Raw genomic sequence first — 24844 nt, 5'->3', positions numbered from 1 at the left:
TTAAATTATAGGGTAACTTTCAAGCTAAAATCAACTGATTTTGAGGTTGGGGTTGAGAATGAATAGATCCCCTGTGAACCATTTGATGAACCAAATGAGCTAACTTCCGGGTCGCCGCCGGTAAAGTGCGGTGCATGGATCCAAAGGTTGCGGCCCGTTACACTAAATGTTGCCGATTTGAAAGGGCTTTTACTTAACCATGATGGTTTTAAAGTGTAACCTAAACTCACATTACGCAGTTTAACATAGCTGCCGTCCTGGATAACAGACTCCAGCACACCGTTTGCGCGCTGATAATACGCCTGACCGTTAACTGCTACTGTGTTTGGTTGCCCGGTAGTTGCATTTACACCATCAACTACTCTTAAACCACGGTTTTCAGTAACTTTTGGCGTGCCATAGAAATAGCCATAGCCATCAACATTATTTTGAATATCGCCGCCGCGTTTGATATCAAAAAAGAAACTGAAATTGAATTGTTTATACCTGAAGTTGTTGTTAATACCACCAAGCCAGTTTGGGTTAATATTACCTACTATACCCTGGTTATCATCGGCATATGGAAGCCCCGAATCGTCAATCAATAACTTACCTGCAGCGTTACGAGCATAACGGGTACCATATATCACGCCGTAAGGCTGCCCAATAACGACATTGGTAAAGCCAATGTTAATCAATGACAGGTCTTTATAAATAGATAATACCTTATTCCTGTTACGTGTAAAATTTAAAGTAAAGTCCCAGTTAAAGTCGCGGCTTTTTATCGGGTTTACATTTAATAATACTTCAATACCCTTGTTACGCATTACTGCAGAGTTTACACTTGTTGCAGAATACCCTGTTGAGGGCGGAAGCGCCACAGTAGGTATGATACCACCATTTGTTTTTTTATTGTAGAATGAAGCCTCAAGACTGATCCTGTTATTAAAGAAACCCGCCTCAAACCCTGCTTCAAACTCGTTGATACGCTCGTTTTTAAGATTAGGATTGCCCAGTACATCGTTGATTAAAAAACCAGCCTGCTGGTTATAAGGGAAAGAGAGGTTCCGGACAGTTGCTTTATTATATGGGGTTAACAAGCTATAGGCACCAATGCTGCCATCGTTACCAACGGTACCATATGAAACCCTTACCTTGCCCAGATTCATGACCTTTGAAAATTCGGGGCTAAAAAACTCCGAGAATATGAAGCTACCGGCAGCAGAACCATATGGATAAAAGCTGTGGTCTATCGAAAGTACAGAGTTACCATCGTACCGTCCGGTTAATGACAATAGCAGAAAACGTTTATATTCGATATTTGATTGCAGATAAAAACCAACTTTTCGCTGCAATGATGAGCCTTCACTATAATTAACTGTTGATGCGGAAGCCATATTATACAAACCGGGTACAGTTAAGCCAACACCATTTGCGTATGTACTTTCACCATAGGTAGAGATCAGGTTATTACCCAGCACAACATCCACATTGAAATTGCCAAACTGCTTGTTAGCACTGATTAATAAATCATTATTGTACTGGCGGTAAGTAAGGTTCTGATCAACCAGCCTGCCATTGGGGTTTGACACCGACTGGGTTGATTCATGATACCTGTCCATTTCGGCATAAACATCGGCACCAAACCTTTCGGTAATAGTTAACCACGACAGGGGTTTATAATCGGCAGTAAAAGTTGGCAAAAACCGGTTAACGCCCGAATGGTTTTTGATGTTATCTAAAACCCAATATGGGTTATTACGTGAAAAACGATACAAACGCTGGGTGCCATCGGCATTTAAATAGGGCTGCAGGTTGTATGATACCGGCGCTGTAAAAATTGTCCAAACCGGGCTTTCCAGCGCATAACCTTCCGGCAACCTGTCATTTTGCGAATTGGAGTAATTTAGCTGAAATGTAGTAGTCAGGTTTTTAAGCACTTGTGCACTATATTTAGCGAAGAATGTATTACGCAAAAATTTAGTTGTTGGCACCGTACCCTGCTGGTTAAAATTAGAGTACGAAACCAGGTAAGTAGAATTGTTACCGCCACCGCCGATGTTAACAGTATTATTATACGTGTGGCCGGTTTTAAAAAACAGATCAGACTGGTTATAAACTTTTGCGGGTTGCCCATTTATTTTCAGGGTGTCCATGCGCGCACCCCATGATGTACTTGTTTTTTGATTTACGCCATCATAATAAATACCGTTTGTACCTTGCGAATACTTATTTTGAATTTGAGGCAACAACGGGTTTTCAAAAGAAAAGTCGGAAGAAAAAGTGATAAGCGGCTTTTGATTCAAAGCGCCGTTTTTAGTGGTAATAATAACAACACCATTCGCACCCTTTGAACCATAAAGGGCCGTTGCTGCAGCACCTTTCAACACGTTCATACTGGCAATAATAGAGGGATCAATATCAGCCAGTCTATTTGTGCCCGGGCCGGAGTTAAGGTTACCTGTTTCAGCATTATCAACAGGAACCCCGTCAATAACCATTAGGGGGCCATTTTCGCCATAAAATGAAGTTGCGCCTCTGATCACGATCCTTGCGGAGCTACCCGGCGTACCCGATGAGCTTGTAACCTGCACGCCTGATACCTTACCGGCAAGAGCATTTACCAGATTGGGCTCTTTTGACTGCGCAATCGATTCGGCTTTTACCTCCTGGGAGCTGTAAGTTAAGATCCTTTTGTCGCGTTTTATACCCAGAGCGGTAACAACAACTTCGTTCAGCTGTTTATTATCCTCGGCTAAAGCTACATTAACCTGAGCTTGTCCTGTTAACTTAATTTCCTGGGTTGCAAAACCAATAGCGGTTACCATAAGTGTACCCTGTCCGGTATAGTTAAGGCTAAACATACCACTACCGTTGGTAACAGAGCCGGCGCTTGTATTTTTTATTTTAACGGAAGCGCCAACTATGGGCTCGCCCTTCTCGTCGGTTACCTTTCCTTTTAATGTTACTGTTTGCGCGTAGGTGCTGTAACAAAACACAAACACACTTAGTAAAGGCAAAATGAACCTCTTTAGTAATTGTTTAAACTTCATAAATTAAATTTTGGGGTTAAAAACTATATATTACATGCTGTATTTCAGACACGTAAAACTATCTGCGAGCCGCCCCTTGTTTTTTTATGAAATTTGCCAATACTGCCCGTATCTTAACATTACTGTTACAATAGCATTAATTTGATATTATATTTATATAAAAACCCGTTAAAACGTTAATATATTGATAGTTAATTCGCAGTATCGTTAATAAACTCACTGTAAATAACCTGCACGTTAAAAAAACGGATAAAATCCTGCTATCAACTGCAAAATATTATTCAAAATAATTGTGCAAAGCACACTAATTTAGTTGAAAGTTATTCTTACCGTTACACAAACATATCATGCTAATAAAAAAGTGGTTTAAATTGAACTTATGCCTCGTAGCCTGCTTAGCAGGGGCACAAACTATCCAGGCACAATCCTACGTACCCGAATTGAACGATACCCGGGTAAAGATAAAACCGGTAGTTCCGGTTAAAGCCTATTCTTTTAATTTAAAGGACGTTCAATTATTGGAAAGCCCTTTTAAAACGGCAATGGATGCTGATGTTAAATATCTGCTATCTATAGAGCCCGACAGATTGCTTTCAGCTTTTCGCTCGCATTCGGGCCTTACACCTAAAGGTAAAATGTACGAAGGCTGGGAGTCATCAGGTTTAGCAGGGCATACATTAGGACATTACCTGTCGGCCATTTCCATGCACTACGCATCAACCCGCGATCCTGAATTTTTGAAACGCGTAAACTATATAGTTAAAGAACTTGACGAATGCCAGGTAGCCCGCAAAACAGGTTACGTGGGTGCAATCCCCAAAGAAGACACTATCTGGGCCGAGGTTGCCAAAGGCGAGATCCGCTCCCGTGGCTTCGATTTGAACGGTGGCTGGTCGCCATGGTATACTGTGCATAAAATTATGGCCGGGTTACTTGATGCCTATTTATATTGCAATAATGCCGAAGCCTTAAAAGTATGCAAAGGTATGGCCAACTGGACAGGCGAAACCATCAAAAACCTTGATGACGAGAAACTGCAAAAAATGCTGCTGTGTGAATATGGAGGTATGGCAGAAACATTAACTAACCTTTATGCTATTAATGGGGATAAAAAATACCTGGAGCTATCCTATAAATTCTATGATAAAAAGATCCTCGATCCGCTATCTCAAAAGCAGGATATATTGCCGGGCAAGCATTCTAACACCCAGATCCCTAAGATAATAGCCAGTGCACGCAGATACGAGCTTACCGGCGATAAAAAAGACAAGGCTATAGCCGATTTCTTTTGGGAAACCATTGTTAACCACCATTCCTACGCAACAGGAGGTAACAGCAATTATGAATACCTGAGCGATGCAGACAAACTGAACGATAAGCTAACAGAAAACACTACCGAAACCTGCAATACCTACAACATGCTGAAATTAACCCGGCATTTGTTTGCGGTTGAGCCTTCGGCCATGCTGATGGATTACTACGAGAAAGCGCTGTATAACCATATCCTTGCATCGCAAAACCACACTGATGGGATGATGTGCTACTTTGTACCATTGCGTATGGGCGGCACCAAGCATTATAGTACGCCATTTGATGATTTTACCTGCTGCGTTGGTTCAGGCATGGAAAACCATGTTAAATACAACGAAAGTATTTATTTTAAAGGTACCGACGGCAGCTTATATGTAAACCTGTTCATCCCCTCAGTACTTAACTGGGCATCAAAAGGTTTGTCGGTGAAGCAGCAAAGCAGTTTCCCTAATGATGATCATATCACATTTACGGTGAACACCAAAAAGCCGCTTACCATGGCTATCCGCATCCGTAAACCAAAATGGACTGCCAACCCAACCATCAGCATTAACGGGAAAACTCAAAATGCTGCCACTGATGATCAGGGATATATTGTGCTAAACCGCAAATGGAGCAACAACGATAAAATTGAATTTACAACACCCGAAAAACTTTATACCGAAGCCATGCCCGACAATGCCAACAGGCGCGCGGTATTTTACGGCCCGGTATTATTGGCTGGTGTTTTAGGCAATACAGAGCCCGATCCGTTGAAAGGTGTTCCGGTTTTTGTGACCAGCGAAACTGACCCTAACCAATGGCTGCAAATGGTTGATAAAAAACAGCTAAGTTTCCGCACGGTGAATATCTCAAAACCCGAAGAAGTTACTTTGATCCCTTTTAATCAAACCCAAAATCAATACTATTCTGTTTACTGGGACGTATTTACACCACAGGCCTGGGTTGTGCAGCAAAAAGCGTATGATGAACAAAGGAAAAAACAACAGGAACTGGAAGCCCGCACCCTGGATATTTTGCGTGTAGGCGAAATGCAGCCCGAGCGCGATCATAATTTCAGCAGTGAAAACGCCACTACAGGCGAAGATCACCAAAAGAAATGGCGGTCGACAGAAAACGGAGGCTTTCTGCAATACGAAATGAAGGTTGATGCCAATGCACAAAACACGCTGATTAACAGCTACTGGGGCATGGATAACCGCGGCAGAAAATTTGATATCCTGATTGATGGCGTTAAATTGGCTTCTGAAGATTTGAACCAATATAAAGAGAGCCGTTTTTACGATATCAGCTACACCTTGCCTATTGAACTGACAAAAGGCAAACAAAAAGTAACCGTAAAACTGTTGCCGCAAAAAGAGAACAGCGCAGGCCCGGTTTACGGCAGCCGGATGGTTAAAAACTAATTTTAAAGTAAAAGAACTTGAATATCATGATCAATAAACAAAAAGTTGCCGGTGCGCTTGCCTTTTCACTGGCTGCACTTACAAGTCCGGTATTGGCACAGCAAAAAGATTACCCTATTCAACCTGTTGTCTTCACCAGCGTACATGTAAATGACAACTTCTGGCAGCCCAAAATGGAAGTAAATGCCACCGTTACCATTCCGTATGTACTGGCGCAATGTAAGGCAAACGGGCGTATGGATAACTTTTTACGTGCGGCAAAAAAACTGGATGGCGATAAGTTAAGTGAGTTTCCGTTTGATGATACAGACGTTTATAAGGCCATTGAAGGTGCATCCTATTCTATGCAGAATAAAAGGAACCCGCAGCTTGATAAATCCATTGATAGCCTCATCTCCATTATTGGCGCGGCCCAGGAGCCAGATGGCTATCTATACACATTCAGGACTGTTAACGCCAAAAAGCCGCATGAATGGATAGGTTCCAAACGCTGGGAAAAGGAAGAAGATCTAAGTCATGAGCTATATAACGCAGGCCACCTTTATGAAGCCGCTGTAGCACATTACCAGGCAACCGGTAAGCGCACACTGCTCAACATTGCCATAAAAAATGCTGACCTACTTGTTAAAACTTTCGGGCCGGGCAAAATTGAGGAATATCCAGGCCACCAGATTGTGGAGATCGGCTTATCAAAAATGTACCGGGTTACCGGCAACAAACAATACCTCGACCTTGCCAAATTCTTTTTAGATGTACGCGGCCCAAAAGGAGATGCTTACAACCAGGCCGATAAAAAGGTAGTTGACCAGCATGAAGCCGAAGGGCACGCGGTACGGGCTGCTTACATGTACACCGGCATGGCCGATATTGCTGCATTGACAGGTAATACCAAATATTTGGCAGCCATAGATGATATATGGAGCGATGTGGTAACCAAGAAATTATACATCACCGGCGGCATCGGTGCAACCGGGGCAGGTGAAGCTTTTGGCGAGGCATATCAATTACCTAATATGTCGGCCTATGCAGAAACCTGTGCGGCCATTGGCAACGTTTACTGGAACAACAGGATGTTCCTGCTGCACGGCGATTCGAAATATATTGATGTGCTTGAACGTACGCTTTATAATGGCCTGTTATCGGGCGTCTCGTTGAGTGGTAACAGATTTTTCTATCCAAATCCGCTGGCTTCCATGTTCCAGCACCAGCGCAGCGCTTGGATCAGTTGTGCCTGCTGTATCAGCAACATGACCCGCTTTTTACCTTCATTACCGGGTTATGTGTATGCCAAAAACAAAAACGACCTGTACGTTAACCTGTTCATGAGCAACTCAAGCAATATCAAACTTACTGAGGGTAACGTGAACATAGTACAGCAAACGGATTACCCATGGAAAGGTAGGGTGGATATCACTGTTAACCCGGATAAAGCGGGTGAATTTACATTGAGGGTACGTATCCCGGGCTGGGCAAAACAACAACCTGTCCCCGGCGATCTGTATACCTTCATGGATAAGAAGTCTTTCCCGCTTACATTGATGATCAACGGGCAGGCAAAATCATTTGAAACAGAAAAAGGCTATGCCGTATTAAAACGCACCTGGAAAAAAGGCGATAAGGTTTCACTTTTATTACCGATGGAAACCGAAAAGGTATTGGCCAATCAACAGGTTAAAGACGACCGTGGCAGATTTGCCTTTGAGCGCGGCCCTATTGTTTATTGCCTTGAAGGCCCTGATAACAAGGATAGCCTAGTACAAAACATATTAATTGATAAAAACGCCATTGCCGATGCCAACTATCATGCCGACCTGCTTAACGGTGTTGATGTAATCAGTGCAGAAGGAAAAAGCGCCAAACGCCAACTAAAAACCGACAGCATTTTACAAACCGAGCAAATGGTGAAGGCTATCCCCTACTATGCCTGGGCCAATCGCGGTCCAAGCGAAATGACCGTTTGGATCCCCTATGAAACTTCGGCAGTGCGGCCAAAACCGGCACCTACCATTGCCAGCACCAGCAAAGTAAGCGCGTCGTTAAAAAACGTAAGGATGTTTGCTGCCATAAAAGACCAGTATGAACCCGCCGATTCCAAAGATACCAACTACCCATACCTGCACTGGTGGCCCGCCAAAAACACCAATGAGTTTGTGCAATATGATTTTGATGCCGAACATACCGTAAGCGAATCGAAAGTTTACTGGTACGATGACGGCCCATGGGGTGGCTGCCGTATCCCGGTATCGTACAAGATCCTGTATAAAAAAGACGGGCAGTGGGTTCCTGTTAAAAATACTACACCCTACGCCATAAGTAAAGATAGCTTTAACGTAGTTACTTTTGAGCCAGTTGCTACTACAGCCTTACGGATGGAAATTCAGTTACCGGTTGATAATTCTTCCGGGATCCACGAATGGGCGGTTAAATAACCTCCTGTTATCCATAATAACAGTAAAGCCTTTCCGTTTATGCGAAAGGCTTTACTATTTTAATTACACCGCAACGGAATACTTTAAGTATGAAAAAGCCCATTTTACCTATAAACTTATATTCCCTACATTTGCGGCCTTAAAAAATAAAAAAATGATAAATTTCGAAAAAGTGAAAGAAGTAATCGCAGCAGCTGAAGCTGATGCGGCAAGCTTTTATGAAAAAGGCAACAAAGCTGCCGGTACAAGGTTGCGTAACGCTATGCAACAGTTAAAAGTATTAGCTACGGATATCCGTAAAGAAGTTACTGAAAAGAAAAACGCAGCAGCTTAATCACTGTTAAAAATGTTTTTAGATAAAGCGGGGCTGGTTTTCCATGTACCCGCTTTATTTTTTTCGATGCCACTGCCATTTCAATCACTCGCTTGGGTTTTTCCACGCCGGCGAACTGCCTAAAGCACAACAAGGCATAGCAAGTACAACCTACTGCCCGACACACAGGTTTAAAATGTAACGAACCAGAAAGTATTTGTAACAAACTCAAAAGTATTTTCACTCCCGTTGATCTTTCTTTGTAAACCTTCTGAAAAAACATTCATAATCAAAACAACCCGATATGAAACGGAATACATTTGTACGCGCTTTGATGGGCGCTGCCACATTTTTAGCTATTCCATTTGATGGAGTTGCCAATAACCTCTTCAAAACCAGGGAAAAGAAAGGCTTTAAAACCGATGCAGGAGCCGATCGCGCGCAAAATCCAATGCACTTATTTGATGGTGATACTTTCTATACCAAAGTTTCAACCAGGGACACTGATGGTGATATGTATGTTTATGAATCAACCCGGGTTAAAAAAGGCGGGCCTAACCTACATGTACATTATGAGCAGGACGAGATGGTGGTATATTTTAGAAGGTGAATTTCAAATAAAAGTAGGAGATCAGCTATTTCATACCAAACCCGGCGACAGTGTATTTGGACCGCGGGGCGTTCCGCATACTTTTACTAAAATAGGCGATGGCGCACCAGCTAAAATGCTGATTACCTTTCAGCCGGCCGGTAAAATGGAAGCTTGTTTCCAGGCACTGAGCGATGGTTTGATGAAAGGTAAATCCGAAGCCGAGCTTGACGCATTCAGAAAGGAACATGGCTTTGAACGTGTAGGCCCCCCGCTTGATTACTATAAAAAGTTTTAGCCGGCGCAACCATCATTTTTACCAAATAATTTATTTCTGATGTTAATTTATATACCTTCTTACTTATCATGAAGTGGCTTGCTTTTAAACAAAAACTGAGCCTGGTTTACTTATGCCTTATACCTTTAGCAGTTGTAGCTATAGGATTTGGGATAGGCCACGTGAGTTATAAAATTTATTTGCCAATTTGGGTTGTTAACGCCTGTTTAATGGTAGCAGCAACTTGGCATTTAGGTGGCTATCAACTCCGAAACAATAACCAGGAGATAAAGAAGCAGGTAATCACAGCTTTATTACTATTTGCACCCTGGCTATTATTTTCCATTTTCGCCGGAATGGGGCCACCACCTGCTACTTTACAGGGTTGGGTAAATGCTGCTGCAGAGCAGCAGATCCGGTATACTATACTCATTACAGGCGGTATTTTATTCGCGCAGGGTTCTGCATTGTTGAAAGTAAAATTACAGGCGGCAGGCGAAAATCTATATTCGGTAATGGCTTCAGCAGCGATTAATCTTGCATTGCCACTCTTTATCATCAACATGGCTTTTTGGGGATATTATCTAACCGATGCATTCGGGGTGTTTATACAATCAGGTGTTTCCAAACGCCCGGACCTGCATGGGCCAATAAAAAGTTTATTTTATGTGATCAGTATAGCCGAAGTATTACTGATGTACCTTGGCACCGTATTTTTTGCCGTTTCACTTAAAGTCACCGGGCGTTTTAATCCGGTTGCCTGCCGGTATTATATCATCTTCGGTTTAATAGGCATGATGCTGGTTGTATTACCATCCTACTGGCCCGAGCCATTCGGCACCGCCGGTTACCTTGTTGCTATACCTGCCATCCCTTTCATAATGCCATACCTTATTGGTGTACACCTGTTAAAGCATGCTAAAGCTGATTAGCTCAAAACTTGTAATATAATAAAGGAGGGCGCTGCTACTTTTTCTTTAAAGTAACAGCGCCCTCCTTTTAATTGGCTACCCTGACCCTATTTCCCTAAAACATCCAAAACAGGGTGATCAATCGCATTTAATGTATTTTCTGATGGTTTTATCAGTTCAAGTACGGTAATTTCATTATTACCTTTTTTGAGCCATTCAACCGGCACATACAAGGTTTGCTGAGGACCGCAATTCCAGTAGCGGCCTAAGTTGTGTCCGTTGAGCCAAACAATACCCTTACCCCATGTACTCATATCAAGATAGGTATCGGCCAATTTATCAACCTTGAAAACTGCTTTTTTCAATTGCGGTGCGTTGTTAGCTGCAACTTTTTTAATTGCCGGATTTGTTTTCACTTTATTGATATCATCAAAAGGCAGTGAATACATTTTCCAGTTTTTCAGCTCAGTACCGGCAAAAAGTACCTTTTCGGTAATACCCTTTTTGTTTTTAAGCAGATAAGGCCCAAAATTGATGCGGCCAAGGTTTTCAACCAAAATATCCAATGTTACCTTTCCTTTTGGTAAGCTGATCATCAAGCTATCCTGGTATTTGCGCCTGTCGACGATCCCCACACGCTTACCGTTTACGAAGATCATGCCATAATCGCGCAGGTCTTTCAATTTAAGCAGACCAGATTTGCCGCCGTTAATGGTTGTACGATACAACACAAAACCGTAAGCCTGGTTCAGGTCTTCAAAAGTAAGCGGAGTATTGTTGGTCTTTGCAAGCGGCAACACATTAAATAAACTGGTTGATTTGGTAAATTTAATTACAGGCAGCTCCATAGCAGGTTTAGCAGCCGGAACTTCGGGCAGGGTTACGCCTGCCGGAAGGTGTTTACTAATCACCTCTCTAAACTTCATGAACTTATCGGTAGCGTTACCTGCCTCATCAAGCGGGGCATCATAATCATAACTACTGATTTGTGGTTCATATGGATTTTGATCATTATAGTTTGCACCGTTCATGAAGCTGCGTGTTGTACCGCCATGAAACATATACATGTTAATGGAAATACCTGCTGCCAATACCGAATCAAGCTTTGGTATAAATTTAGCCGCCGGTACAGTATGATGCGCGGTTCCCCACCAGTCGAACCAGGCCGGGTACCATTCGGCAATAAAATAAGGGCCCTTGCCATTATAATTTTCGCCGATCAATTTTTTAACTTTTGCTACATCATCGACACCGTTTATAGCAGGCAGCAAGCCCGGTAAATGACCATCCTTTATAGCTGGTTCAGGGTCGCAGGTGTAAAGCTGGCCGTCAAAACCAGCATCAATAAACATTTTGCGGTTAAGGGCCAGGTAATCTTTATCGCTGCCGTACGAGCCGTATTCATTCTCTATCTGTACCATTAAAATATTACCGCCGTGGTTCACCAACAGTGGTGACAATTGCTTACCTACCTGGGTAAGATATCTTTTATAAGCTTCCAGGTATTTAGGCTCCTTGCTGCGCACCACTAAGCCCTGCTCTTTTTCAAGCCAGTATGGGTAACCGCCAAACTCCCATTCGGCGCAAACGTATGGGCTTGGGCGTAGTATCACCCAAAGGCCTTCCTCCTTTGCTATTTTAACAAACTCAGCAATATCATGATTGCCTGTAAAATCATAATGTCCTTTTTGTGGCTCGTGAACATTCCAGAAAACATAGGTACCAATAGTGTTCAAACCCATTGCTTTGGCCATTTTCATACGCTGGCGCCAGGCCTCACGCGGAACGCGGGTATAGTGCATTTCGCCTGAAATGATCTGCAGCGGTTTACCATCAAGCAGAAATGTAGTATCGCCAAGAGCAAAAGTATGTTTGGCATTTTGCGCCTGCAGCTTTGCTGATGCAAACAGGATAACAAAGAGGAACAGTAGTTTTATAAGTTTCATAAATTGAAAAAATGCAGGGTTTTAGTTTTTATTTGTATAAGGGGGTTGACTATTTTACGGTTAATGTTATAGTTGATGATTTAAGATTACCGGCACCAAACTGCACCTGTACCACGCCAGGTTTACCTGTAGTTTGTACATAGGCCAATAAGCGCCCATGCAATGCTTTACGTTTGTTTGATTGGTAGCTTTCATGGCTGCTGTTGCTGCCGCTTTCAAGACCCAATAGTTTAGCTGCGCCGTTAACTGTTACTATTATCTCATCGGTAGCAGTAAATACCGGGTTCCCGTTTTTATCGGTAATGTAAATCTCAATCTGGCTCAAGCCTTTTGTGTTATGGTTAAACAGGATATTATCAGCTACCGTTTTAAGTTGATAAGCATCGCCGGCTGTTTTGATATTGTTAGTGCATACTTCAATACCGTTGTTGTAACCTTTAACAACCAGCTCGCCAGGCTCATAGTCAACCTGCCATGATGGAACCTGCCCTCTTGCGGCGCCGCTTATTTGTTTACCAAGAGATTTGCCATTCAGGAACAATTCTGTTTCCTGGCAATTGGTAAAGCAATCAACTTTTACTTTACTGCCAGATTGCCAATTCCAAACAGGCTCGGCAGTACGGTGGCTCCAGATCCCTTTGTCATCGGTCCCGGTTATAGGACGTGCACCTATATAAGCCATGGGCTTGTCCGACCAAAGACTTTGCCTGAAGAAATATTCAGGCTTTTTAAAGCCGGCCAGATCAATAAGTCCTGCTCCGTTACTGCGCTGCGGCCATTTGCCGGCTTCACCCAGGTAATCTATACCAGTCCACAGGTATTGGGCCGAAATATATTCATTACTGTCTACAGCGTTCCAGGCTTGTTTTTGCATGCCGTTCTCACTGCCGTAAATGATCCGGTTGGGATATTTTTTATGATCTTCGGGGTACCGGTATTCCTGGTAATTATAGCCCACAACATCCAATACATCAGGGTAGCCAACTTCGTTCGACATCACCACACCGGCCAGCGCAGCAGTTACCGGGCGGGTTTGATCAACCGCTTTTACAGCTTTAACTAATTGTTTGGCTATCGGTGTTAAACCGCTTGCCGGGGGATGATCAGGCAGGTAGCCCTTACCATAGATCTGCGGGTTGCGGCCTGTGTTTAACACCTCATGGGTATATGGGTCGTTGGGGTAATCTATTTCGTTACCAATGCTCCACATAATGATAGATGGATGGTTACGCGCTCGCAGTACCATATCAGCTACATCCCGATCTGCCCATTCTTTAAAATATTCGTGGTATCCGTTTTTGGATGGCGTACCAACATTCCAGCCTGCTACCCATTTGTTTTTTCCTACCTCCCATCTCGTCAAAAGCTTCGTCCATTACTAAAAAGCCCATCTTATCGCACAAATCGTATAAATAATCGGCATGAGGGTTATGGCTTAACCTGAGCGAATTTACTCCTGCATCTTTCAATAATTTCAACCTGCGTACCCAAACTTCCTGCGGAACGGCTACACCCAGGGCGCCTGCATCATCATGGATACAAACGCCTTTAAGTTTGGTACTTTTACCATTTAAAAAGAAACCCTTATCCTTATCGAAACGGATACCGCGGATCCCTACAGATTGCGTTACCTCGTCAAATGCTTTACCATTGCGGCTAAGTGAAACCTGTAATTTATAGAGCTCGGGCTTTTCGGTGTCCCATAGTTTGGGGGACGATAATTCTTTCTCAAACTCAACCTCGTGTACTCCCGGTTTTGCTTTTATTTGTTTTTGGAGGGCAATAGCCGCTTTTCCTTTCTCATCAAGCAGGTTTACTTTCACTAATACAGAAGCATCAACCTTGTTGCTGTTGGTAACACTCACCTTAGCTTTTACGGTAGCTTTCTCTAACGAAATATCAGGCGTTGTAAATGCTACATCCCAGGGAGCAATGTGTACAGGATCTTTAACGATGAGGTATACATTACGATAAATACCCGAGCCGGTATACCACCTTGAATCAGCGAACTCGCTGTGATCTACTCTTACAGCTATCGTATTTTTTCCGGTTAAATTTAGATACCTGGTCAGCTCATACTGAAACGCAATAAAACCATTTGGACGTTTACCTAAATAATGCCCGTTGATCCATACCTCGCTGTTTTTATATACCCCATCAAAATAAATATATACCTGCTTCGCTTTCCAGGCTGCATTACCGGCGAAACTCTTTTTGTACCAGCCAATCCCCCGGGCAAATAACCGGTAGCACTTGCCCATTCATCGCTAAAAGGGCCTTCAATGCTCCAGTCATGCGGCAGATCAACAGTTCTCCATTGCGTTTCGGAAGCGATCCCGCTGATCCCCGTGCTGATATCGCCCTTGTGGAAAGACCATGCCGCATTAAATAAAACCGGCTTACCAATGCCCTGGGCCTTAAGTAAGCCAGGTAGCATTAACATGCCAAGTACAAAAAGTAGCAGATGTTTTTTATTTTTCATTTGATGATAGAGAGATAAAATGCTATTTAATGACACCTGTAAACGTGACAATGGAACGTGCCGGAACAACATTCTCATCGCCGGTTGCTTTACCGGCTTTAAGTTCATCAACCTGCGATGTTAAATAGGATGATGTAAACTGAACTTTAGCATTATCTATGTGAAATGCCGCTCTTACCTCATTGGCACCCTGGTTAATTATAACCACGGTTAAGTTTTTTCCATTTTTAAATGCCGATACCAGCAAGGGCTTTCCCTCAGCTACTGATGAAACTTCAGCATCAACCCTCACAGCTCCGGGTTTAACAAACCTGCTGTAGTTACCCATGGCCCAAAGCATTTTACTGCCGTAAAAATTGCCGTCGGTTTTATTTTTGTCGATGTAGATGAGGCCATCCTTATAATCATAGGCCGAAATGGCTGTCCACCATTGCCAGGCCGACGCGTTGGCGGCTGTAAGATCAGTGTGGATCACCGATGCTAAATATAGCGCGGCATCAATACCCAGATCACGCTTGTTACCGTCTATCTCACCCGCATTATCGCCTAAGATGCAATACTCCGATTGCCAGAAATCAAGACCATTAATAGTCGCAATACTATCGGCCAATGCCCTGCGAGCTTTTACTGACGATGCCATTGGCGACGTAGTGAAATAGCTGTGCGCCGCGATAGTTTTGGCTACCGAAGGCAGGTCGCCTATGTAATTGGCCGATCCCGGCTTAAAAAAATCGGTTATCAGGCTGCCTTTACCTGGCTTATCACCTTTAGTAAATAAATAGTTGATGCTCCCGGCCTCACCAACCAAAATCTTTGAGCTAATCTTATTATTGATAAATTCTTTATTGATGGCCCGTATCAATCCTGCTACCTCGGCATTATTATAGGGGGCACCTTCCTGACCGCCATCGCTCCAATCCCACTGAGGTTCGTTTACCGGGCTTATGTAATCAAATTTTACTTTGCTTACCTGCTCAACTCCCTTTACAACTTTAGCCAGGAACACGGCATAAGCATCATACTTATCGGGTGCTATATTAACTTTGCCACCGGTAGCGTAAGCCTTTCCATTAACAGTAAACTGCACTGGCGGACTGTTGTTAAAACCTAAAAATTGCTTAACCCCGCGCTTTTTGGCAGCCTCAAGAAACCACAACTGCCCGGCCTGGTTTCGCCAGTTATAGCTGCCATCGCCGTTTAAAAACGATTCAGCACGGCGCCACTCGTCCTTAATGCCACTTTCGTTTCCCTGCTGAGTACTGCCAGCACCAATGTTAAACCTCCATAATGATAAGCCTATACCCTTAGGCGATCCATCGGCATAGGTGTCCCGGCTAAAAAGCAGGTCGGCAATTTTATTGCGCTTATCATCAGGCCAGTTACCCACAAACTGGCAGGCCCACGCATCCGAAGCACCAAAATTGCTAATGATTTGGTGCGTTTTTGAAAAATTGATATCAATAGTTACTTCTTTGCCCTGGCCGCTTACAAAAGGAATATTAATCCCCAAAACGGCCGCAGCCAGCAGTATTTTTTTATAGTAGTTTTTATTATCATAGTGTTTAAATCAACAAATAAAACAGCACTGTTTAGCGCTGTTTTATTGCAATATTATTGTTGCACTATTTGCCATTGCTGGTTAGTAGCGCCGCCATAAGGCCACTGAATGATGCCTGCACCATTTGTGGTTGATGCGCCGTTAACATCAAGCGCAAGCCCGCTGTTACGGTTAAGTACTTTATAAACACCATCGCTGGTAGCAGTAAGCTGCCATTGCTGGTTGTTGCCGCCGTTCCAGGGCCATTGTATAATGGCCGCACCGTTGGCAGTTGAACTCATATTGACATCAAGCGACTGCGTGCTGTTGCGGTTAGTTATTTTGTAATAGCCACCACCGTTGGCAGCAATAACCCATTGCTGGTTATTGCCCCCGTTTTGAGGCCATTGTATGATACCTGCTCCATTGGCAGTTGAGCCACCATTAACATCAAGCGCCTGGCCGCTGTTAACATTTAAAAACCTGTAGTAAGCGCCTGTGTAAAAAGTGTCGGTACCGCCGGCCCCTACGCCCCAGGCATACTTAATGCGGCTTAAGCCCGATGCATTTGTTGTTGATACGGTAAGACTGGTACCTGTCCCGTTTAATTGTTGAATGGCATAGCTATCGCCGGTACGTACGCCCGGCCAGTAAACCGCGCCCATGCCGTAGGCACGTGCTTGGTTGGTTAATCCCTGCAGGTACGCAATTTCCTGATCACCGCCTATGGCGCCGGTATAATTTTTACCACCCGTCATCGGGATACCAAACTCGGTAAGCACCGCGCGGCTGCTATAAGCGCCAATATTACCTTTCAGGCGGTTTTCCCATTGCAAAGCAGTAGTAAGTGTACCATTACTGAAAAAGGTATAATCATGTATCGACAATAAACAGCCCGAAAAACGGCTATCGGCCCCTACCCCGGTAATATCCTGCGAATAGGACGTACCGCTGATCAAAATCCTTCCCTGCGGAACAGAAGGATAGTTACTTAACCACTGGGCACAGATGGTTGTCCAGTCGGTTAAAGTATAGCCATGTGGCTCGTTAAATATTTCAAAGTACACGTGGGCATTGCTGCCATATTTGGTAACAATGGTTTGCCACATCGACCAAAATTCGGTGGTATTATCTATCTTACCATCTTCGGATGATTTGGCTTCCCAGTAGCCCAGTATCACATTCATTCCCTTGCTCAATGCTTTATCGATAACGCCGGTGTATGAATTCCACCAGGTTTGCGATACGGTTGAATAGTTTACAGGCAGCCTTACCGTATTTGCCCCTGTATTAGCCTGTATGCCTGTTAAAACAGCATCTGCTTTAGCCGATACCGTGGCATAACTATCAGCAGATGTTAAACCGCTTAATACCAGTATCCCGTCGCTAAAATTATCACCATCAGCCGCCCAGTTCACGCCTTTCAGCGCGCTTGCCGGTGTTGAATCTGTAGTTACTGTTTTATCTCCTGTTTTTACTTCATCCGGAGTTGACGATTTTTTTACTGATACGATATCCTTTTTACACCCGGCCACCAAACAACACATCGCTATTAATGCAATACTTAAGTTTTTCATAATTTGCTATAGGTTATAATTGGAAGGAAAAAAGGGGGAAGAAAGAAACTCTTCCCCCGGAATATTGGTTATTAGTAACCAGGGTTTTGTTGTAACTGACCACCTGATGCCTGGATTTCAGTTCTTGGTATTGGCAACCAGTAATGTTTGGTTTCAAACTTTCTACCATCCAAAGCAATTTTTGGCGTATAAACAAACTTGCCATTGGAATCTTTGGTAATGATTACACCACCAGCTGGCTTATTTTCCGTAACCTCGGCAATTTTCCAGCGGCGTACATCATAAAAGCGGTGCTCTTCAAATGCCAGCTCAACGCGGCGTTCGTAGCGTACGGCATCACGCATCTGTGATTGCGACATACCTGCAGCCAAAGGAGGCATATTAACACTTGGACGTGAACGGATCAGGTTAATAGCGGTACGTGCGGATAAGGTTGAACCTGAAGGTACAACATCAGGGCCATAAGCCTCATTAGCTGCCTCAGCAAAATTCAACAGGATTTCGGCATAGCGGAAATAGATCCATGGCTGGAAGCCTGCGTTACCCCACGGGTTTTGCAGAGGGTAAGCATCGTTCATGTATTTTTTAAGATAGTAACCTGTTTTAGTGGTATTCCAGTTATCAGGTCCATCTTTACTATCCTTACCACCTGGAATATAAGAGTCAACCGTTTGACCACGGTAAAGAGCGCCATTGTATAAAACAGTAGCAGCAAACCTCGGGTCACGGTGGTCATACGGATGTGTTGGGTCATAACCAGATGTCGGATCTGTAATGGCTTTACCATTATCCATTTCATAATCATCAACCAGGTTTTGAAGCGGCGTGTTACCAGCCCAGCCGCCATAACCGTTGGGGCCGTTGGCTATCTCAAGGTGCGTATGGTTAGCGTTTTTAGTGTATAAACGTTCAAAAATGGTTTCGTTGGTTTCGTTAACTAAAAACAGGTTATTATAGCCACCGGTGTAGATACCATATTTATTCAAACTGATAACAGCTTGCGCAGCGGTAACAGCATCGGCCCAGGTACCTGCATTATATAAGGGGCTTGCAGCATATAATTTCAGCCTTGATTTTAAAGCCAACGCCGCGCCTTTAGTAGCACGGCCCAAAAGCCAGCTACCATCATTGTTTAGCGGCAATTTTGATGCGGCGTCGTCAAGCTGGGCACTCACGTAATCAATACACTCTTTGATAGAAGCACGTTTAGATAGTGACGGGTCCTGCAGGTTATCATTAAGGTTAGTTACTTTATCCCCCATCAACACAACTCCGCCATAATTGCGGATCAAGTCCTGATAACGGAAAGCCCTGATAAATTTAAGTTCGCCCTCTATGCGGGTTTTATGGGCGGCACTTAAAGCAACTGTCGGTAAAAGAGCAAGTGCTGAATTACATTCACGGATACTGCGATAGCTACGTGCCCAAAGCACACCTGCACCACCTAAATTTTCGGGAGCAAGCTGGCCCCTTTGAATCAGCCAGGTAGCATCATCATTATTATAAATAGACTCGTCAGTGAGTGAGCTCCACATGCTATATTCAAAACCACGGCCAAAACCAGGGTTTGAGCCATCACCCTCTTTATCCTGTAACCTGGCACCTATGTAACGATTCGTTACAAACGCTTCAAATACAGCTGTGTCTGAAGCAATCGCCGATGAAGCAATCCTATCGGTTGGTGTTACATCCAGTAAATTCTTTTTACATGCTGTAATACTCAGCATACCGCCCATCATCAAAAATAGTGGGGCTTTATATTGTAGTTTCATTATCGTTTGATTTAAAATTTCACGTTAGCACCTAAGTTTATAATTCGTTGCTGCGGATAAAACTGTCCGCTGCCACTGGTTCCCTCTGGGTCGTAATCCTTAACTTTGGTAATGGTAAACAAGTTGAATGCACTTGCATACACTCTTAAGCCACCGATTTTAAGTTTCGACAGGAACGGTGCGTTGAAATTGTAGCCTAACTGTACGTTTTTTAACCTCAGGAATGATGCGTCATTAAGCCAGAAATTATTGGGATATAATCCACCGCTAATGGCATTTGATGAACGGTCTGAAACCCTTGGATAAGTTCCATTGGTATTTGACGGACTAAAGCGGTTATCGGCCCAGCTACTGTAAAAATTACCTACGCTACCTGCTTCAGGCAACACATATTGACTAACCTGGGCCTGGCCTGCAAACAGAACTGACAGGTCAAACCCTTTATATGCTGCGTTTAAACTAAATCCGTAAGTGATTTGAGGGATGTTACCGTATTTTGTACGGGTTTGGTCGTCGGCTGTAATTTTGCCATCGTTGTTATAATCAAGGTATTTCAAGTCGCCAACTTTAGCACCCGGAACATGTGGATAAGCGTCGAGCTCGGCTTGGGTACGGAATATACCTATGGCATCGTAAAGTAACGATGTGCCTAATGGGCGTCCTGTTTGTCGCTGATAGGGCAAAGTCGCCACTGTGCTTGCTTCATCAATAAAAACAATTTTGCTTTTTGCATAAGTGAAGTTTCCGCTTACTCCCCATGTAAAGGCATGCCCTGTGCTATTGTAACCTAATGTTGCTTCAAAACCATCGCTGTTAACTTTGCCAATGTTTTCTAAAGGCACTAACGGGGTATAATTTGCCGAACCATCATTAAATGGGTTTACGATACCTGATGAGGCTGGCACAGAAGCATTCCTTGCAGCAAGGATATTATTTCTCCTTTGCTGGAAATAAATAGCCTCTACTGTAAAGTTATGCAGGAAAGTGGCATTAATGCCAATGTCAAGTTTTTTAGCGGTTTCCCAGGTGATGTTAGGATTTGCAAGTTTTGTAAGGGTAACATTTGGCTGGATAATGTTTGAACCGCTGCCCGGCGTACTGGCCACAAAGCCATTATTTACTAAAGTGTAGTTATTAAAATATTGGAAGGGTGTTATGTTATCATTACCTAACGAGCCATAAGAAACCCTTAGTTTCAGATCATCAAAAAAGCTCACGCTGTTTTTAAACCAGTCTTCTTTCGTGATTCTCCAACCAACTGAAGCCGAAGGGAAATAACCCCAACGGGTAGCCCCCGGGAACACAGAAGTTCCATCGGCACGTAACTGCCCTTCAAACAGATACTTTTCATCGTAGGCGTAAGTTAAGCGACTGATGTAGCTGGCGCGGTTGTAATTTGAACTTAAACCAGAGTTAAGATAATCGGTGGCAGCGCTTCCGCCTTGCGACAGGTCTGGTAGTTGTGAAGATAAGTAATTGTAACGCGTTGCATCAAAATATTCTTTATGGTTTTTACTTTGCTCATAACCTACAAACGCGCTTATATCATGCAAACCAAATTTGTGCGCATAGTTCAATTTGATGTTGGAAGTTAGCAAACTCTGATTTTCCTGCGACTCGAATAAAGTAGCAGCGTTATTATTACCGCCGACAGTAACTTTGTTATAAACCTGTGTGCTCGCAACATAGCTGTATAAAACGTACGGTTTGCTGAAATTTTTATCAAAATTGTATGATTTATCAACCGAGAAAAAACCGTCAACCGATAAACCTTCAATGCCAGGGATAGCATAGCTACCTTTTAAAATACCATTGAAAACCTGTTTGGGGTTATTATTGATACCGCCAATATCGGTTGCCTGTACAGCTGGGTTATTATTCTCAATACCTGTAGTTGGCAAACCATTTGGGTAATAAGCTGCAACAATAGGTTTGGCTCTGTAAACAGAACGGAAAAGATCGCCGGCACCTGTTACAGGGAACTGCCTGTCTTCCTCACGGCCAGATAACGATAAACCTACTTTTAAGCGTTTGGTAACGTTAGCATCAATATTTGAGCGGAAATTATATTGGTGATACTTAGTTGCTCCGTTTTTATAAATACCATCCTGATAAAGCGTACCCAATGAAACGAAGTATTTTATATCCTCGCCGCCGCCAGAAACCGAAAGGCTATGTTGGTTTTGCAATGCTGAACCTTTAAGCGTTTGCTTTTCCCAATCAGTGTTTGGATAATTTAACGGATCCGATCCGTCTTTAAATTTCTGAATCTGATCGGCTGTGTAAGATTGATTTAAGCCGCCCGCCGGGTTCGAGTCATAGTTGATCTCGTTCATGATTTGGGCATAAGTTGCCGCATCAGCCATTTTTGGTAAACGGGTTGGCGAACTAAAGCCCTGATTAAAGCTGTAATTGATGGTTGGCTTGCCTGATTTGCCACGTTTTGTAGTAATGAGGATAACACCGTTTGCGGCCCTGTTACCGTAAATAGCAGCAGACGCATCCTTTAATACCGACATGTTTTCGATATCGTTAGGATCGAGACGCTCTAAACCACCTATCTGGGCCGGCACCCCGTCAACAACGACGAGCACATCGTTATTGCCTGTAGTGGCCAAACCACGCACGGTAATACCTGAACCGTCATATCCTGGCTCACCACTGCGATTGTTAACAATTACACCTGAAAAACGACCGGCAATACCATTTGAAAGGTTGGGCTGCGGACTTTTTACCAGCTCGGAACCTTTTACCTGCGAAATGGAGCCTGTTAAGGTTGCCTTTTTCTGAGTACCGTAACCTACAACTACCACCTCATTCAATGATTTTGAGTCGGCTGTTAATTGTACATTGATTGTAGTTTGTCCGTTAAGAACAACCTCCTGAGATGTGTAGCCAATGTAGCTAAACACCAGTGTGCCCGATGAAGCGTTTGGAACATTAAGGCTAAAGTTACCTTTAATATCGGTCACCACGCCGGTTGAAGTCCCTTTTAAGGATACACTTACACCTGGTAATGTTTCACCTTTTTCGTCGGTTACTTTACCGCTAATTCTGGCATCAGGTAAGCGCTGCTCATTAATGGTACCCGCAAAAGCCATTACCGGCATTTGGACTGTAGCGAAACAAGCAACGGCCATGCTGGCCGCAACTACGAAAAAGCGGGGTGATCTTTTCCGATGGGGAGAATCCTTTTCGAGTAAATTTGGTTTCATATGGTTTTAAAAAATTGGTTTTTTAATCGGCTTAAACCTTGCAAAGCGAGGCGCATAAAAACAAGGAAGTGGATTCGGCATAGATAAATTACCGCCCCATTTTGACCTTATTATTTATACACAGTACAAAAGTTTGGTTTAAACCTTGGTTATTGGTAGGGCTAAATTGCGTTTTAAAGCAAAAATGAGTGAGGGGTAAATTCTGAATAAGACAGGGGGTATTTCATAAAAAAGCGCTTAAAAACAGCGTTTGGGGCACTTTTTAAAGAGGGGGTAAATCAATACTGGCAGGGGGACAAAAATAAGTTGTAGTATTTAGCTCCCAAACATTGCTGCGCTTGTCGTCACCTCGTTACTTTGTAAAGAAGGGCCACAAAAACCACTCTTAGCTATTTGCTGTGAAAATGAAGGCGAAGGGAAGTTGGTCCGACGAAGCATGAACCAGGTGAATCAACCAACCGATAAACAAGATTAATTCTCTTTAATCACATCCCGGTTCACGTTGTAATTGTTGTGAAATGGCTTACGATATTTCTTGATATAATCAGAAGGGTTTATCCCGAACAACTTATTAAACTGTTCCCTGAAGTATTTCAAATCATTCAAGCCCACCTTATAAGCTGTTTCGTACACGGTGCTATCGGTTGTAAGCAATATTTCGGCAGCCTTACGCAAGCGGATAAAACGGATAAAACTGTTTGCCGATTGCCCGGAAATAGATTTGATCCGCTTGTACAAATTAGAGTGACTCATGCCTATTTCGGCAGCCAGTGTTTTAATGCTGAAATCCGGGTCGGTTAAGTGCTGTTCAACTATCTGGAGGCATTTTTCCAAAAACTCCTTGTACTCCTGCGAGATCTTCAGATCGTTTGATTTGTTAAGGGTTATTTCATTATAGAAATACTTCTGCAGGTTGTTTCTGCTTTTCAGGATCCCGTTAACACGGGCCACCAGGATCTCTTTTTCAAAAGGCTTGCTAATATAATCATCCGCCCCTCCTTCAATACCTTTGAGCTTTATTTCGGGCGAGGAACTGGCGGTAAGCAATATCACAGGGATATGGTTCAGCACAGGATCTTCCTTAATACGGCTACATACCTCAATACCGCTTAACCCCTGCATCATTACGTCGCTTATCACAATATCGGGTACCAGGTGATAAACGAGGTCAAGCCCATCTGTACCATTATCAGCCTCAAAAATCTCAAACTCACCGCTAAAAATTTGTTTAAGGTAAGTACGGATCTGCTGGTTATCATCAATCAGCAGCATGGTTTTGGTGTCGGAGCTTAAAGCCTCAGAACTTTTGGCAGCGACGGCGTTTTCAGCTTCAACGGCGACTAATTCACCTTTATTCTCCATCAGCTCATCCAGGAACACCGAAGTTTCGGCAATGTCTTCAAACACAAATTGCTGCCCAAAATGCTCCCGGCCTTTTAACAGCGATACATGAAACGCCGTACCCTGCCCCTGCTGGCTGCTATAACCGATGCTGCCTTTATGATTTTCAATAAATGCTTTAACCAAATATAGCCCGATACCAAAACCGCCTGCCATTGGCGCCGAATTTTGCAACTGGTAAAACTTGCCGAATAACTGATCGCCGGTCCCCTCGGCTATTCCACAGCCGCTATCCTTGATCTCAATGGTAATTTTATCGTTAAAATCGGCTATTGTACAAGTTACTATGCCATACTCCGGTGTAAACTTCAACGCATTCGAGATGAGGTTAAACAGAGCTATTTCCATTTTTTCCCTGTCGGCATAAATCTCCATCGCATCCCTTTGACTTACAAAATCAAACTGAATATGCTTGGTACGTGCCTGGTGACTAAAACATAAAAACACCTCATGACAAAGGGATACGATATTGAGCCTTACTATTTTAAGCTTATCGGTGTCGCTTTCGGCTTTCCTGAACAGTAAAAGCTGATCAACCAAACTCAAAAGACGCCGTGCGTTGCGATAAATGATATGCAAATTGCCAGCGTCATCAGTAACCTCGCCCTTCCCGAACAACATATCCTTTACCGGGTTGATGATGAGT

16 protein-coding genes are annotated in these 24844 nt (G+C 43.4%); 6 read left to right on the top strand and 10 right to left on the bottom strand.

Annotated features, from left to right (window positions below):
- Positions 1–5: 5 nt before the first annotated feature.
- A complete protein-coding gene (locus ACRQ5D_RS16695; protein ID WP_091162991.1) occupies positions 6–3032 on the bottom strand; it encodes a SusC/RagA family TonB-linked outer membrane protein in 3027 nt (1008 codons plus the stop codon).
- 371 nt (positions 3033–3403) lie between these two features.
- Here ACRQ5D_RS16695 and ACRQ5D_RS16690 point away from each other — a divergent pair, with 371 nt between their 5' ends.
- From ACRQ5D_RS16690 to ACRQ5D_RS16665, 6 genes are all read left to right on the top strand, one after another.
- The gene (locus tag ACRQ5D_RS16690; protein ID WP_432329617.1) at positions 3404–5749 is read left to right on the top strand and encodes a beta-L-arabinofuranosidase domain-containing protein; all 2346 of its coding nucleotides are present in this window, start codon (positions 3404–3406) and stop codon (positions 5747–5749) included.
- A gap of 26 nt (positions 5750–5775) precedes the next feature.
- The gene (locus tag ACRQ5D_RS16685; protein ID WP_176844363.1) at positions 5776–8178 is read left to right on the top strand and encodes a glycoside hydrolase family 127 protein; all 2403 of its coding nucleotides are present in this window, start codon (positions 5776–5778) and stop codon (positions 8176–8178) included.
- Between the two features lie 154 nt (positions 8179–8332).
- Entirely contained in the window at positions 8333–8512 is a 180-nt protein-coding gene (locus ACRQ5D_RS16680) for a histone H1 (RefSeq protein ID WP_090532015.1), read from the top strand.
- Positions 8513–8795: 283 nt separating this feature from the next.
- Positions 8796–9101 carry a hypothetical protein gene (locus ACRQ5D_RS16675; protein WP_432329614.1) on the top strand — a complete coding sequence of 102 codons (306 nt, stop codon included), beginning with the start codon at positions 8796–8798 and terminating at the stop codon, positions 9099–9101.
- Complete coding sequence (locus tag ACRQ5D_RS16670; protein WP_432329612.1) at positions 9064–9378, top strand: cupin domain-containing protein; 315 nt, start codon at positions 9064–9066, stop codon at positions 9376–9378. The genes ACRQ5D_RS16675 and ACRQ5D_RS16670 overlap by 38 nt, the downstream gene beginning before the upstream one ends.
- 209 nt (positions 9379–9587) lie before the next feature.
- Positions 9588–10289, top strand: coding sequence for a hypothetical protein (locus ACRQ5D_RS16665; protein WP_176844362.1), 702 nt, complete (start codon positions 9588–9590; stop codon positions 10287–10289).
- 86 nt (positions 10290–10375) lie between these two features.
- Here ACRQ5D_RS16665 and ACRQ5D_RS16660 read toward each other — a convergent pair whose 3' ends face one another.
- The 9 genes from ACRQ5D_RS16660 to ACRQ5D_RS16620 all read right to left on the bottom strand — a co-directional run bounded on the left by ACRQ5D_RS16660 (position 10376) and on the right by ACRQ5D_RS16620 (position 24837).
- Positions 10376–12214, bottom strand: a complete 1839-nt coding sequence (locus tag ACRQ5D_RS16660) for a glycoside hydrolase family 35 protein (RefSeq protein ID WP_091162987.1) — start codon at positions 12212–12214, stop codon at positions 10376–10378.
- A gap of 49 nt (positions 12215–12263) precedes the next feature.
- Positions 12264–13577, bottom strand: coding sequence for a DUF4982 domain-containing protein (locus ACRQ5D_RS16655; RefSeq protein ID WP_432329610.1), 1314 nt, complete (start codon positions 13575–13577; stop codon positions 12264–12266).
- Complete coding sequence (locus ACRQ5D_RS16650; RefSeq protein ID WP_432329795.1) at positions 13489–14442, bottom strand: glycoside hydrolase family 2 protein; 954 nt, start codon at positions 14440–14442, stop codon at positions 13489–13491. The genes ACRQ5D_RS16655 and ACRQ5D_RS16650 overlap by 89 nt, the downstream gene beginning before the upstream one ends.
- A complete protein-coding gene (locus ACRQ5D_RS16645; protein WP_432329608.1) occupies positions 14325–14696 on the bottom strand; it encodes a hypothetical protein in 372 nt (123 codons plus the stop codon). Before ACRQ5D_RS16645 ends, ACRQ5D_RS16650 begins: the two co-directional genes overlap by 118 nt.
- A gap of 22 nt (positions 14697–14718) precedes the next feature.
- On the bottom strand, positions 14719–16206 hold the full coding sequence (locus tag ACRQ5D_RS16640; RefSeq protein WP_431200032.1) for a glycoside hydrolase: 1488 nt from the start codon (positions 16204–16206) through the stop codon (positions 14719–14721).
- 101 nt (positions 16207–16307) lie between these two features.
- On the bottom strand, positions 16308–17810 hold the full coding sequence (locus ACRQ5D_RS16635; RefSeq protein ID WP_091162984.1) for an RICIN domain-containing protein: 1503 nt from the start codon (positions 17808–17810) through the stop codon (positions 16308–16310).
- A 71-nt stretch (positions 17811–17881) separates the two neighbouring features.
- Positions 17882–19582 (bottom strand): RagB/SusD family nutrient uptake outer membrane protein, encoded by a 1701-nt coding sequence (locus ACRQ5D_RS16630; protein WP_091162983.1) that lies wholly within the window; start codon positions 19580–19582, stop codon positions 17882–17884.
- A gap of 11 nt (positions 19583–19593) precedes the next feature.
- Positions 19594–22797: a SusC/RagA family TonB-linked outer membrane protein gene (locus tag ACRQ5D_RS16625; protein ID WP_218134347.1), complete on the bottom strand. Its 3204-nt coding sequence runs from the start codon at positions 22795–22797 to the stop codon at positions 19594–19596.
- Positions 22798–23268: 471 nt separating this feature from the next.
- Positions 23269–24837 carry a hybrid sensor histidine kinase/response regulator transcription factor gene (locus ACRQ5D_RS16620; protein ID WP_431200805.1) on the bottom strand — a complete coding sequence of 523 codons (1569 nt, stop codon included), beginning with the start codon at positions 24835–24837 and terminating at the stop codon, positions 23269–23271.
- Between the last annotated feature and the right edge of the window lie 7 nt (positions 24838–24844).

This window comes from Mucilaginibacter sp. P25 (assembly GCF_050859465.1).
Taxonomy (GTDB): Bacteria; Bacteroidota; Bacteroidia; order Sphingobacteriales; family Sphingobacteriaceae; genus Mucilaginibacter; species Mucilaginibacter gossypii.
Note: the sequence above shows the minus strand (reverse complement) of the source record. Positions and strands in the feature narration are given on the sequence as shown.